Annotated in this window: 13 protein-coding genes; 8 read left to right on the top strand and 5 right to left on the bottom strand. The window is 63.1% G+C overall.

Features of this window, described 5'->3' with window-relative positions; translation table 11 throughout:
• Positions 1-151 precede the first annotated feature (151 nt).
• Positions 152-1,645 (top strand): leucyl aminopeptidase, encoded by a 1,494-nt coding sequence (locus tag AC5J09_RS17885; protein WP_494298130.1) that lies wholly within the window; start codon positions 152-154, stop codon positions 1,643-1,645.
• 19 nt (positions 1,646-1,664) lie between these two features.
• Complete coding sequence (locus AC5J09_RS17890; protein ID WP_494298131.1) at positions 1,665-2,114, top strand: DNA polymerase III subunit chi; 450 nt, start codon at positions 1,665-1,667, stop codon at positions 2,112-2,114.
• Positions 2,115-2,293: 179 nt separating this feature from the next.
• Here AC5J09_RS17890 and AC5J09_RS17895 read toward each other — a convergent pair whose 3' ends face one another.
• A complete protein-coding gene (locus tag AC5J09_RS17895; protein WP_494298132.1) occupies positions 2,294-3,220 on the bottom strand; it encodes a Gfo/Idh/MocA family protein in 927 nt (308 codons plus the stop codon).
• Positions 3,221-3,402: 182 nt separating this feature from the next.
• Between AC5J09_RS17895 and AC5J09_RS17900 the strand changes: the two genes are divergently transcribed.
• Complete coding sequence (locus AC5J09_RS17900; RefSeq protein WP_018094676.1) at positions 3,403-4,242, top strand: GNAT family N-acetyltransferase; 840 nt, start codon at positions 3,403-3,405, stop codon at positions 4,240-4,242.
• 88 nt (positions 4,243-4,330) lie between these two features.
• On the opposite strand, the gene AC5J09_RS17905 is transcribed toward AC5J09_RS17900, so the two are convergent.
• Positions 4,331-6,220, bottom strand: coding sequence for an ABC-F family ATP-binding cassette domain-containing protein (locus tag AC5J09_RS17905; RefSeq protein ID WP_494298133.1), 1,890 nt, complete (start codon positions 6,218-6,220; stop codon positions 4,331-4,333).
• A 310-nt stretch (positions 6,221-6,530) separates the two neighbouring features.
• Between AC5J09_RS17905 and AC5J09_RS17910 the strand changes: the two genes are divergently transcribed.
• Together AC5J09_RS17910 and AC5J09_RS17915 are read left to right on the top strand one after the other, a co-directional pair.
• Entirely contained in the window at positions 6,531-6,812 is a 282-nt protein-coding gene (locus AC5J09_RS17910; protein WP_003531620.1) for a hypothetical protein, read from the top strand.
• Positions 6,813-7,045: 233 nt separating this feature from the next.
• Positions 7,046-9,697, top strand: a complete 2,652-nt coding sequence (locus tag AC5J09_RS17915; protein WP_494298134.1) for a non-ribosomal peptide synthetase — start codon at positions 7,046-7,048, stop codon at positions 9,695-9,697.
• Here AC5J09_RS17915 and AC5J09_RS17920 read toward each other — a convergent pair.
• Complete coding sequence (locus AC5J09_RS17920; protein WP_018094680.1) at positions 9,638-10,150, bottom strand: DinB family protein; 513 nt, start codon at positions 10,148-10,150, stop codon at positions 9,638-9,640. The genes AC5J09_RS17915 and AC5J09_RS17920 overlap by 60 nt on opposite strands.
• 152 nt (positions 10,151-10,302) lie before the next feature.
• Here AC5J09_RS17920 and AC5J09_RS17925 point away from each other — a divergent pair, with 152 nt between their 5' ends.
• Together AC5J09_RS17925 and ndk are read left to right on the top strand one after the other, a co-directional pair.
• Entirely contained in the window at positions 10,303-10,992 is a 690-nt protein-coding gene (locus AC5J09_RS17925) for a glutathione S-transferase family protein (RefSeq protein WP_437408853.1), read from the top strand.
• A gap of 102 nt (positions 10,993-11,094) precedes the next feature.
• Positions 11,095-11,517, top strand: coding sequence for a nucleoside-diphosphate kinase (gene ndk, locus AC5J09_RS17930; protein ID WP_003531616.1), 423 nt, complete (start codon positions 11,095-11,097; stop codon positions 11,515-11,517).
• A gap of 52 nt (positions 11,518-11,569) precedes the next feature.
• On the opposite strand, the gene AC5J09_RS17935 is transcribed toward ndk, so the two are convergent.
• Positions 11,570-12,073, bottom strand: coding sequence for a hypothetical protein (locus AC5J09_RS17935; protein WP_494298135.1), 504 nt, complete (start codon positions 12,071-12,073; stop codon positions 11,570-11,572).
• Positions 12,070-12,630 carry a CGNR zinc finger domain-containing protein gene (locus tag AC5J09_RS17940; protein ID WP_494298136.1) on the bottom strand — a complete coding sequence of 187 codons (561 nt, stop codon included), beginning with the start codon at positions 12,628-12,630 and terminating at the stop codon, positions 12,070-12,072. The genes AC5J09_RS17935 and AC5J09_RS17940 overlap by 4 nt, the downstream gene beginning before the upstream one ends.
• 67 nt (positions 12,631-12,697) lie before the next feature.
• Here AC5J09_RS17940 and AC5J09_RS17945 point away from each other — a divergent pair, with 67 nt between their 5' ends.
• Positions 12,698-13,594 carry a branched-chain amino acid ABC transporter permease gene (locus tag AC5J09_RS17945; RefSeq protein ID WP_324763182.1) on the top strand — a complete coding sequence of 299 codons (897 nt, stop codon included), beginning with the start codon at positions 12,698-12,700 and terminating at the stop codon, positions 13,592-13,594.
• Positions 13,595-13,611 lie beyond the last annotated feature (17 nt).

A 13,611-nucleotide genomic window follows, 5' to 3' on the forward strand; every position in this document is an offset into this window, starting at 1 on the left:
TGTAAACATGTGCGAGCATCTTGCCAAGCGCCTGAAAAGCGAGAAGGGTGCGCCCCACAGCTTCGATCACCGCCGACGTCGCGAATGTCGGTCACTGTAGCCGTCCGGTAACAGGCCGGGCGCCACCGTCAGAAAGTGCCTGGAGTCCTGCATGCCGATGAAATTCGAGTTTTCTTTCAGCAAATCCCACCGCCCGGCCGGCGGCGTCGCGATACTCCTGCAGGTTGCGGGAGCCAAGGAAGCGGCCGGGGCGGCTGTCGCCGATCCGGAGGGCGTCCTGGCGAAGGCGGCGAAGGTCGGGAAGTTCACGGGCAAGGCGCTCTCGACTCTCGACGTCATTGCGCCGCACGGCTCGCCGGCCGATCGGATTGTCCTGCTCGGCCTCGGGGACGCGGGCGGCGTCGGCGATCACGACTGGCTGAAGGCCGGTGGCGCCGCGGCTGCGAAATCGCGGTCTGCCGAAAAGATCACGGTTTTCCTCGATGCGCCGGGGCTCGAAGTCACCGGCAAGGCAGCTGCGGATTTCGCCCTTGGCATGGAAATGAATGCCTACGGCTTCGAGAGCTACAAGACCCGGAAATCGGATGACGAGCCGAAGGCGGCGCAGAAACCGGTCAAGGTCACCATCGTCACCGGCACGGTGATCGCAGCGAAAAAGGCCTTCACGACGGCCCAGGCGGTCGGAGAAGGCGTGTTTCTGGCGCGCGATCTCGTCAACGAGCCCGCCAACGTGCTGGGCCCCGTCGAGTTTGCGGCGCGCGCGAAGGAACTGGAAAAACTCGGCGTGGATGTCGAGATCCTGACCGAGCGGGAGATGAAGAAGCTCGGCATGGGCGCACTCCTCGGCGTGGCGCAAGGCTCGTCCCGTCCGCCGCGGCTGGTGGTCATGCAGTGGAAGGGCGGAAAGGCCAAGGAAAAGCCGGTCGCCTTCATCGGCAAGGGGGTCGTCTTCGACACCGGCGGCATTTCGATCAAGCCGGCTTCCGGCATGGAGGAAATGAAGGGCGATATGGGCGGAGCGGCGGCAGTGACCGGCCTCATGCATGTCCTTGCCGCGCGCAAGGCAGCCGTCAATGCCATAGGTATCATCGGGCTCGTGGAGAACATGCCGGACGGAAGTGCCCAGCGGCCGGGCGACATCGTGACGTCCATGTCCGGGCAGACGATCGAGGTGATCAACACCGACGCCGAAGGCAGGCTCGTCCTCGGCGATGCCCTCTGGTACTGCAATGATCGCTTCAAGCCGCAGCTGATGATCGATCTGGCAACGCTGACCGGCGCCATCATGGTAGCGCTCAGCAATCATTACGCGGGGCTGTTTTCGAACGACGACCGGCTGGCAGAGCAGTTGCTCGCCGCCGGTTTGGCGACGCAGGAGCGACTGTGGCGGATGCCGCTCGGCAAGGAATACGACAAGATGATCGACAGCAAGTTCGCCGATATGAAGAACACCGGCGGCCGGCACGGCGGCTCTGTCACCGCGGCGCAGTTCCTGAAACGCTTCGTCAAGGACACCCCCTGGGCGCATCTCGACATCGCCGGCACCGCCATGGGCTCGCCGACCGACGAGATCAATCAGTCATGGGGCTCGGGCTTCGGCGTTCGTCTCCTCGACCAGCTGGTGCGCGCGAACTACGAATCGTGACCGTTGGCCCGAGATCGGAATGACCGAGATCCTTTTTTACCACCTGACGGAATCGAAGCTCGAAGACGCCCTGCCGCCGCTGCTCGACAAGAGCATCGAGCGCGGCTGGCGGGTGGTCGTGCAGACGATCGACGCCGAAAGGCGTGATGCGCTGGATACGCATCTATGGGTCTATCGGGACGACAGCTTCCTGCCGCATGGGACGGACGCCGGCGATTTCGCGGCGGAACAACCTATTCTCGTCGTCGCCGATGACGGCAACCGGAACGCCGCGACTGTGCGCTTCGTCGTCGACGGCGCCGGGCCGCCGCCGGTTTCGGAATATGAGCGGGTTGTTTTCATGTTCGACGGCTACGACCAGCAGCAGCTCGAAGCGGCGCGCGATCAGTGGAAGCGGCTAAAGGGCGAGGGGCACAATCTCACCTACTGGCAGCAGAACCGTGACGGAAGATGGGAAAAGAAGGCGTGATCGACGCGAATCAGGCCGGAACCGGTTGCCCCCTCCGGCCTGCCTTCCACCTTCTCCCCCGCAGGCGGTGCGAAGAAGACTCGCGGCAGCGCCGTACTCGTCCCCCTCGGGTTTAACCGGGGAGAGCGGCATCAGCAGCGGCGGCGAGGGCAGCAGCACCATGTCCGCACACGCTACACTTAGTCGTGGAATGCCTCGACGAATTTGCGGCGGCCGAGCATGAAGGCGTCGGCCACGTGCCGGAGCGGCGCCAGGTCGACATCCGATCTCCCGGCTTTGATGATCTCGGCGAAACGCCGGTAGAGCATGGGGTACTCCTGCTCGGGCTCCTCGTGGACGATCTTGCCGTCGATCGCGAGTTTGGCGCCGCCCTCGGAGAGGACCATCTCGCCCGCATCGGTTTCAGCGACGATGTCCCAGCTCTGCTTGCCTGTCTGGCGCCAATCGAACTCGGCAGCGACATCGAGCTTTTCGGCATCGCTGAAGGCGATCGTGGCGGCGATCGGCGCGTCGCGATTTTCGGGAAATTCGAGTGTCGCGGAGGTGATGAAGACCGGCCGGGGCAGGATGTGGGTCATGATCGAGAGTGCATTGATGCCGGGGTCGAAGACGCCCAGCCCGCCGGCTGCCCAGATCCACTCCTGATTCGGATGCCAGTGGCGAACATCTTCCTTCCAGATGATCCGGACGTTGCGGATCGCGGTCGACGCCAGAAACGTCTTTGCCGCCTCCACTGCCGGCGCATAGCGCGAGTGCCAGCTCGCGAAAAGCGAAACGCCTTTTTCGTCCGCCAGCGCCTCCAGGTCCGCGACCTCGCTCAAAGTCGCGCCCGGCGGCTTTTCGAGGAAGACATGCTTGCCGGCGGCAAGTGTGGTACGCGCCGCCTCGTAGCGGTATTGCGGCGGCATGCAGAGCGAAACCGCCTCGACCCCCGGCACGGCCTCGAGCATGGCCTCGATCGACTTGAAATTGTCGATGCCGTCCACCGTTCCATGGCGGCTCGCGGCTGCGATCAGGCGGTAGTCCGCGTTCTTCGCAAGCGCCGGCAGATGTTGATCGCGCACGATCTTGCCGACGCCAACGATGGCAATGTTGATTGGGGACATGGTGTTTTCCGCCCTGATTAGTATGATTTATTCCGCACCCTTTTAGCAGATTGGGAAATGCCGACAAGCCCGCATCCCGTTGCAAAAATTAGCCTAGCCGCTTGGGTGGACAAGATGGAACCCAAATCTATCTTGTCCGTCTTCTTGCCTCTCGAGGGGGGTCTCCGAAGTCAGGATTTCAGATGCCACATATTCGTCTTGCGACACGGGCCGAGCTCGACACGATCATCGACTGGGCCGCCAGGGAGGGATGGAATCCCGGTACTGACGACGGCAATGCTTTCTGGGCCGCCGATCCAGAAGGCTACTGGGTCGCGGTCGAGGAAGAGCGGCTTGCCGCCGCCATTTCGCTCGTGCGCTATGGCAGCGGTTACGCGTTTCTCGGCTTTTTCATCGCCGACGAGGCGTATCGGGGCAGGGGCATCGGCCTCGATCTCTGGAAGTGGGCGATTGCAAGGGCCGAGGGGCGGACCATCGGCCTCGACGGGGTCGTGGGCCAGCAGGGAAACTATCGGAAATCGGGTTTCGGCTGGGCGCACGCGAACATACGCTACGGCGGCGTGGTGAACGTGACCGAGCCGCCCGGCACCGAGCTTGTCGACGTGGCGCCGGTGCATTCGGCGACGCTGATCGATTATGACATGAGGTTCAATCCAACGCGGCGCGAGGCGTTTCTGCGCGAATGGACCAAGCAGTTGCAGACGCGCAGAAGCGTGGTCCTGCTGCGAGACGGCGCAATCACGGGGTACGGAACGATCCGCAAGTGCCGCGAAGGCTACAAGATCGGTCCGCTGCTCGCCGACAGCGAGACCGGTGCGGATCTCCTGTTTCGCAAGCTCGCAACCGGCACCGGCGGGGAACGGATCTATTTGGACGTTCCCGAGCCGAATGCGTCCGCCCGAGCACTTTGCACGCGCTACAACATGAAGCCGGTTTTCGAGACCGCCCGTATGTATCGCGGACCGGCACCGGATCTGCCGCTAGCACGGATTTACGGGATCACGACCTTCGAGCTCGGTTAGAGCGGGATGAGGAAAACTGTGCCATTTCCGCCGATGTCTTTAGGTCGACCCGACCTAAAGACATCGTGATCGAGAGCAGCCGGGCTGATTATCCCGCCATCGCTTCCTCGTATTCCGCCGACAGCTCCAGCCATTGCTCTTCCGCAGCAGCAAGTTTCTCGACGGCATCGGCGCGCTCCTTGGCGCGCTGAGCCGCTTTTGCCGGGGCCTTCTCGTAAAGCGCGGGATCTGCAAGCTCCGTATCAAGGGCCTGAATCACTTTCTCCAGTTTGGCCGTCAAGGACTCGATCTCATTGATCTTTTTCCTGAGCGGTGCCAGTGAGGCTCGCCTGTCCGCATTCACCTTTCGCTGGTCTGCCTTGGAGAGCGCCTCATCCGATCCGTTAACCCTGGACTTGTCGTCCCTGGGCTTCGGCCCGCCGACGATCAGCCCGCGATAGTCCTCGAGGTCGCCGTCGTAGTTCGTGACGGTTCCTTCGCGCACCAGCCACAGCCGGTCGGCCGTCGCTTCGATCAGGTGGCGATCATGCGAAATGAGGATGACCGCGCCGGAGAAGTCGTTGAGGGCGGCGATCAGTGCATTGCGGCTGTCGATGTCGAGATGGTTGGTGGGCTCGTCAAGGATAAGCAGACTTGGCGCCTCGAAGGCGGCAAGGCCCATAAGAAGCCGCGCCTTTTCGCCACCGGAGAGATCCTTGGCCGCGGTGTCCATCTTCTCGGTTGCAAGTCCCATCTGCGCCACGCGGGAGCGCACCTTCGCTTCCGGCGCTTCCGGCATGCGGCGGCGGACGTGCTCCACGGCACTCTGCGTCGGCACGAGGTCGTCGAGCTGGTGCTGGGCGAAGAAACCCACCTTCAGGCCCGGGGCGATCCGCACCTCGCCGCTTTGCGCGGGGAGGCGTCCGGCGATGAACTTCGCAAAAGTGGACTTGCCGTTGCCGTTGGACCCGAGAAGCGCGATCCGGTCGTCCGCATCGATGCGCAGATTGAGCCTTTTCAGGATAGGCTTGCCCGGTTCGTAGCCGACCGCGCCGCCCTGGATGGCGACGATGGGCGAGGCCACCTGCTTCTCCGGGTCCGGAAAGGTGAAGCCCTGGACATGGTCTTCGATCACGGCTGCAACGGTGCCCATCCGCTCCAATGCCTTGATGCGGCTCTGGGCCTGACGGGCCTTGGAAGCCTTGGCCTTGAAGCGATCGATGAAGCTCTGCAGATGCTTGCGGGCCGCCTCGTTCTTGGCTTTCGCCTTCATCTGCAGTTCGTCCGCTTCCGCCTTCTGTCGCTCGAACTGATCGTAGGAGCCGCGGTAGAAGGTGAGCTTCTTCTGATCGAGGTGAACGATCGCGTTCACCGCGGTGTTCAGGAGGTCGCGATCGTGGCTGATGATGATCACGGTGTGCGGATAACGGCGAATATAGTCCTCGAGCCACAGCGTTCCTTCGAGGTCGAGATAGTTGGTCGGCTCGTCGAGGAGCAGCAGATCGGGCTCCGAAAAAAGGACCGCGGCAAGCGCCACGCGCATGCGCCAGCCACCGGAAAAGGAGGAGGCGGGGCGTTTCTGCGCCTCGTGGTCGAAGCCGAGACCGGCGAGAATGCTTGCCGCGCGCGCTTCCGCCGAATGGGCGCCGATGTCGGCGAGCCGCGTCTGGATCTCGGCGATCCTGTGCGGGTCGATCGCCGTCTCCGACTCTGCGATGAGCGCGGTGCGTTCCCTGTCGGCGTTGAGCACGATTTCGATCAGAGGCTCTTCCGTCCCCGGCGCTTCCTGTGCGACCTGCCCGATCCGCGCGTTCTTCGGCAAGAAAACACCGCCGGCTTCCGCCGCAAGCTCGCCGGTGATGACCCGAAACAGTGTGGACTTGCCGGCGCCGTTGCGCCCGACGAGCCCGGCCTTCGTGCCCGCCGGAAGCGTCACGGAAGCGTTGTCGATAAGCAGACGGCCCGCAATGCGGGCGGAGAGGCCGGATATCTGGATCATCCGGGCCTTTTGCCCGGACTTTTTCGGGAAGGCAAGAGACTCGCGCCACTGCTCTCGCGATCGCTCGGATAAGGATGCCGAAGGCATTTTCAAGTAAGGATTGTTATGGATTCATGGACAACGTGTTCCGATAATCAATACTTCCCATCCTCATCATGAGGCCCCACATCTTCGGACGGAGAGCACGAGAATGCTCTCCTGACCCTTTGATCGGACCGGGCGCCATCGGCGAGGCCACCGCGTCCGGAATGGTGCCGATCAAGGCGGTCGCGACGAAACCTTCGTTCAAGCGAACGACCGATCAGGAGTGATGATCATGAGGAACGCAATCCATACTGCTCTCGCCGCCACCCTTGTTGCCACAGCCGTTCTCGGCGGTGCATCCGCAGCCTTTGCCGGCGGCAGCTATTATCAGGGTGTCAGCGACAAGCCGCTCTACACCGAACGCGCAGCGCGAGCCGGTGACCAGACGGCCGTTCGCCGTGCCGACGGCTCCCTCGACCGTACGTCCACCGGTTCCGTCGGCTATGCTCCGCAGCCGAAGGTCGTTTCCGGCGGTGAAGGCGAATATTACCAGGGCCTCAGCCGCTAAGGCCACAGCCGACGAGTCACGGAGCGGGCGCGGCCTCCCACGCGCCTCTGGCTCCGCCCGAACGAAAGGCCCGGTTCCCCCGAACCGGGCCTTTCGTGCTCCGGGGTGGCCTTTTCAAACGGCGCACTCCGCGCGCAAAACCGTTTCGCACAACGTCCTCTCTCCGCTTCGCCCTTTATACTTGACGATGGGAGTCAGCAATAATATGCCGCCTTGCTAAAATGGAGGTGGTCTTGGGCGGCTCAGGCGAAGTTCCGGTGTCTCCGTTCGGTGTTGCAAGTCTTGCTGCGCGGGGCGACCGGCCGGCGCTGCTTTTGCGCGGCGGGCGGATCGTGAGTTACAGCGAACTTGCCGAGCGCATCGAGCGGCTCGCTTCTCGGTGGCGCGGCGATCGCGGCCTGGTCATAATCGAGGCCGATCTTTCCGAACACGCTATCGTCGCTTATCTCGCAGCACTCGAGGCGGGCCACGCGGTCGCCCTGTGCGGCACCGCTTCCATGGCCAAGGATCGCGACGTCTTCAAACCGGAATATTGCTACCGCCGCTTCGGCGATCGCTGGCGCATGGAGCGGCTGGCGGGAAATGCGATCGCGCCGCATCCCGAACTTGCCGTCCTGCTCTCGACGTCCGGCAGCACCGGGCAGGGAAAATGGGTGCGGCTGTCGCACATGAATATCCAGTCCAATGCGCGATCAATCGCGGAATATCTCGGTTTGACGGAAGCGGACCGAGGCTGCCTCATCCTGCCGCTCCACTATTCCTACGGGCTTTCCGTCCTTAACGCCCACCTCGCCGTGGGCGCGAGCGTCTATATGCCGGGCTGTTCCATCCTCGACGAGGGCTTCCTCGATGAACTTGCGCAGAGCGGCAGCTCCAATTTTGCCGGAGTCCCCTATTCCTACGACCTCCTGGAAATGGCGGGATTCCGGGAGCGGGACTTTCCGGCGCTGCGCTTCATGACTGTGGCCGGCGGACGTTTGGCGCCGGAACTCGTTCGCCGCTACAATGAGCATCTCTCCGCGCGCAACGCGTGCCTTTTCGTGATGTACGGCCAGACAGAGGCAACCGCTCGCATGGCCTATATGCCGCCGGACCGCCTCCGGGGCAGGGAAGACCGGATCGGCATCGCCATCCCGGGCGGCAGCCTGACGATAGAGGACGACGGTGGAAGGATAATCTCCAGCGCCCATCAGCCCGGCGAGCTTGTCTATCGCGGGCCGAACGTGATGATGGGCTACGCGTCGTCACGCGCCGATCTCGCGCGGGGGGCCGAGTTGTCGGAATTGCGGACCGGCGATCTGGCCGTAAGAGATGCGGACGGGCTCTTCCGGATCGTCGGACGAACAAAGCGGATATCGAAGATTGCCGGCCTCCGAATAGGTCACGACGGTCTGGAGGCGGCCCTGGAGCGGCACGGCGTCGCCGCGGCCGTGGTCGGCAGCGACACCGAAATTCATGCCTACTATGTGGGAAACCGCGATCCGGATGAAGTTCGCCGCCTGCTCGTCGAGGCGAGCGGCTTGACCTTGATGCATGTAGGGGCTTCCCGCCTCGACAAGTTGCCGAGATTGACATCCGGCAAGATCGATTACCCGGCCCTTCGCAAGCGGCCGGCCGCGGCAACGTGCGGCAGTTCGGAAGAGGGGGACGTCGAGCCGCTTTTTGCCCAGCTCTTCTATCCGAAGAAGGTTCGACGGGAGGACAGCTTTCTGTCGCTTGGTGGCGACTCGCTCCGTTTCGTCCAGCTTTCGATCGGCCTCGAGAGGAGGCTCGGAGAACTGCCGGAGGCCTGGGAAAAGCTCTCGATCGGCGAACTCGCCGCCCTCGGCAGCCGTGAGCGAAAGAGCCGCCGGATCGGCGCGGATCTCCTGATCCGGGCGCTGGCGATCCTGCTGGTCGTGGTCCACCACGAGACGCTTTGGCCGATTCCGGGAGGATCGGCTGCCATGGTCATTCTCGCCGGCTTCGGTCTAGCGCGCTTCCAGAGCGGCGCACTGCTCTCCGGCGCGATAGACAAGCTGCTGCGGCCGCTCGTCCAGATTCTCGTCCCTTATTATCTGATCGTGGCGGGCTACACGCTCGCCTGGGGCCAGGTACCCTGGGCGTCGGTCTTTCTCGTCGGGAATTTCGGCTTTGCCGACCCCGGGCGCCACGGCATGGTGCCCTATCTCTACTGGTTCATCGAAGCCTATTGTCAGATGCTGCTGGTGTTTGGCGCTCTGTTTGCCGTTCCGGTCGTCCGGCGCGCCGCGGCCAGAAGACCTCTTGCCGTGGGCATGGCGTTGTTTGCCGCGGCCTTCGCTGCCCGGATGGCGTTTCCGCTTCTCGTCGATATCGGCAACCGCCAGATATTCACCCTTCCATGGATCTTCTACATGGCGGTGCTCGGCTGGTGTGCGGCAGTTGCCGAAACGTGGAAAGAACGCTCGATGGTAATGCTGGCAGGAACAGGCGTTTTCCTGTTCCTCGGGCTTTATGAGGGCGTCTGGATCGGGACGAAAGTCAAATATCTGCTGCAGATCGCCGTCCTGGCGGCGCTGCTCTTCCTGCCGCGCATTCGCATGCCGCAATGGGGTACGCGGCTGATCCTGCCGCTTTCCGCAGCGGGCTTTCATATCTACATCCTGCACCGCTTCGTGCCGGAGTTGCTGTTGCTGCCGATCCGGCCGTCGCTCTCGCCGTTGGCGTTTGCCTTCTGCTCAATCCTGGGGGGCATCGCGCTCGGCATTGCCGCCTGGCTGGGGCAGGGTCGACTTATCGCGTGGCTCGCCGGTGCCCGAGACAGGCGCATCTCGCTTGCCACGGAGGGCGGCTCCGGCCTCGCTTCAATCGGCCCACTTCTTGCCCTCGGTCCGCAGGAAGAAAACCAGGTCCAGCGTCAGTGAGGGCTGCCTAAGCGCGGTCAAGGTCGCATGCGCCTGGCCGCGATGATGGGTCTGATGGTTGAAGAAGTGAGCGAGCGTCCGTGCGAGCCGTTCCGTGACCTCGACCGGATTGGTGAGCGGAGAGTAGGTGAAGTGCCCGGCAAGGCGCGCCTCGTCGAGGCTGTCGACCCAGGCAATGATGCGGTCGTCCTCGGCCGCCCGCGCCGCCGCCAGTCCGGTGAAATCTTCGTGTAGAATGGCGTCGAGTTGCGACGGCGCCTCGCCCTCTTTCGTAAACCGCTTCATCCAGATCCGGTCCGCCGCGAGGATATGGTTCAGCGTCCCGTGTAGCGAGCCGAAGAAGGCTCCCTTGTCCTCCCGGTATTCCGAATCCGATAGTTCCGAGACGGCAGCGTAGACACGCCGGTTCGCCCAGCGATTGTAGTCGGCAAACATCCGGTAGTGGTCGAGCATCGGCAATCTCCTCGTGTGGTCGGCTCCTCGTGTGGTCGGCAACCTATCGCGAATCCGTATCAGGGTGTCGAATGCTACTGATGAAATTAAGTGATTTGATCCGCAAGCGGTGCTCCCCTTATGTGCCTCAGTAGCGAAATACAGGAGCCTGAATGACACGCAAACTCTATGCACTCTCCGGAACCGACAGGAGCCGCCCCTTTTCGCCGCATGTGTGGAAGACGAAGCTATCGCTCGCGCACAAGGGCCTAGCCTTCGACATCGCGCCCGTCGGCTTCACCGAGATTCCGAGGCTGGAGCAGGGGGCGACGAAGATCGTTCCCCTGCTGCGCGACGGGGAGAAACTCGTCAGCGACAGCTTCGATATCGCTCTCTATCTCGAAGAGGCCTATCCCGATCGTCCCCCGCTGTTTTCCGGCGAAGGCGGAAAGGCCATGGCTCGCTTCGTCGAGGGCTGGTCGCAAACGGTTTTGCATCCCGCGATCGGACGTATCGCGATCATGGACATTCATGACAGCCTCGACCCGATCGACCGGGCTTATTTCCGGGCGAGCCGCGAGGAGCGCTTCGGAAGGCCGCTGGAGGCGGTTGCCGAGGCCGGGCGTGGAGACCTCGAAAGCTTCTCGGCGAAGCTCGAACCGCTCCGCCACATGCTGAAGTTTCAGCCGTTCCTCGGCGGCGACGGGCCGCTATTTGCCGATTATATCGTCTTTGGCGCGCTGCAATGGGCGCGTATCGCTTCGCCACGCCGCCTGCTTGCCGCAGGCGACGTCGTCACCGACTGGTTCGAGCGCTGCCTCGACCTTCACGACGGCTTGGGCCGCAGCGTGACAGCGGCGTGAAACTACAGCGCGAGGGGGCGAATCATCGCCGCGCCCCCTTGTTTTGCGCGGAATTGGCGGCTAATGAACCGCCACTTCTCAAGAGCAAGGGAAATTGAGCCAATGGCGATTGAACGTACCTTTTCGATGATCAAGCCGGATGCGACGAAGCGCAACCTGACCGGCGCCATCACCAAGATGCTGGAGGATGCCGGCCTTCGCGTCGTCGCCTCGAAGCGCGTCTGGATGAGCCGCCGCGAAGCCGAAGGCTTCTATGCCGTCCACAAGGAGCGCCCGTTCTTCGGCGAGCTCGTCGAATTCATGTCCTCCGGCCCGACCGTGGTCCAGGTTCTCGAAGGCGAAAACGCCATTGCCAAGAACCGTGAAGTCATGGGCGCTACCAACCCGGCTAACGCCGCCGAGGGCACGATCCGCAAGGTCCACGCTCTTTCGATCGGCGAAAATTCGGTTCACGGTTCCGATGCCCCGGAAACGGCTGCCGAGGAAATCGCCTACTGGTTCTCCGGCACCGAGATCGTCGGCTGATCTTTAAAGCAGGGACGTGATTTTCGAGCCGGGGCGGTGACGCTCCGGCTTTTTACGTCGGGCAAGTGGCGGTCTCGAAGCGCGCCGGCGCCTTGCCGTCCTTGAAGACCTCCGGGTTCTTGTCGTAGGCCGGACCTTCGACAAGGGGCTTCGCCGGCATCACGTCCTGATCGATGTCCGAAATGACAGTGGTCTCCAATCTCTGAAGCGATGTCCCGTCCGGCCCTTTGACCTCGATGGTCACGGCATAGGGTCTCTGCTTCTTCACGCAGGTGATGTCCGGACTTTCCAGCACCACCTTGTTCAGCTTCGGGAAAAGCCGCCGTTCAAGGGTCAGCGGATTGCCGCCGGCAGGGTTTTCGAAGGTTGCGACGACAGTGCTCCCATCCGGAACCGGCTCCGTCTTGTTGAGGGTGACCATATAGGTCGCATAGGCCAGCCGATAGTTGAACACGAACATCTTGCCGGTCAGTTCGAGCGGATCCCTGCCGCTTTCGCGTCGACAGCCGGCAGCGACCGCTGCGGCGAGCAGAGCGGATATCATGGCTCTCTTCATGGCTTCGGTTCCTCTCTGCTGCGGCGATAATGACGCCTGGCCTTCGTGCGGTTGCCGCAAACCGCCATGTCGCACCACGTCCTGCTTCGGTTGCGGCTGCGGTCGAGAAACAGCCACGCGCAGTTGGGGCAGATTTTGAGGCGTTCCCTCTCCGGTCCGGCAATGAGACCAAGTGCCGAATGCGCCGTGGCCACATCGAGCGGCGTGCCTTTGCCCGTGGTCGCGGGTTGACGCAGGACGGTGGCGATCGCCTCGAGCAGATCGGCCAGGAGATCCGGCCGGTCCTCAGTCCGCACCAGCGCGCGGAAATGGCGATCCGTCGCCTCGCGCAATCCGATGAACGCATTGCGGCGCTCTGATTTTGCCGGGACGAGCGTGCCGAAACGGCTCCGTTCGGCGCCGTAGAGATTTGCGGCCTCGGCGAAGCTGTCGATCGCCGCCGGATCGTCGAAGCGATCGATCCGGCGCTCCGCGTCGAAGCGCAGGACCACGGAATTGGCGACGTCCAGTGCGAGCGCGCCGCCGGAGAATCGATGTGCGGTCCAGGTGAAGCTCATGCGAAAATCCTAACTGGTAAAAGCTATTTTACCAGTTATAGTACGCTTGTCATCACGCGGATGTGCCATGGCCTATTTTCTGCAGCAGATCGCCAATGCCGTGCCCGTGGCCGCGCTTTATGCGGCGCTCGCCTTCGGATACGCCATCGCCTTTGCCGTCACACGCCGGGCGGATCTGACCTATGGCGCACTCTTCGCCTTTGCAGGGCAAATCTTCGTGCTCTTCGCCGATGTCGGCTGGAGCCGGCTGTGGCTGGTACTGCCGGCGGCTCTCGCGCTGGGGGCGGCAGCGGCGCTCGCATTCGGGCTCGGTGCCGGCCTTGTTGCCGGCCGCTACATCATGCGGCCCCTGGCTTTTTCCTCCGCCAACGCGGTGGTCGTCGCCTCGCTCGGAAGCCTGCTGGTGCTGATGGAAACAGCCCGGCTCGCCTCCGACACCAGAAGCCTCTGGCTGCCGCCCTTCCTGAACGACGTGGTGGTGTTCTGGCCCAATCCTGCCTTTCCGGTCGCGCTGACGGTCGTACAACTCGTCAATACCGCGCTCATGGTGGCCCTTGTCGCCGGCGGCCATTGGCTGTTGACCCGTTCCTACGCCGGCCGCTACTGGCGCGCCGTTTCCGAGGATCGCAAGGCCGCCGCGCTTTGCGGTATCGATCCCGGCGTGGTCTATGTCGCCGCCTACGGCGTGGCGTCGCTGATCGCTTCGTTCTGCGGGATTCTCGCTGCTTCCTATTACGGCAACATGGATTTCGGCACCGGCCTGACCTTCGGGGTCAAGGTCCTGTTCATCGCGGCCATCGGCGGGCAGGCTTCGCCGCTATTCGCGGCACTGGGCGCAGCCGGCATCGGCCTCATGGAGACCTTGTGGAGCGCCTATGGACCCATCCTCTGGCGGGACTTCGCCATATTCGGCTTTCTGGTGATCGTGCTCGCGATCACGCGCCGGGAAAAAATCATTCCATGAACCGCTAGGCGATGTGA

The organism is Sinorhizobium sp. (assembly GCF_059070375.1).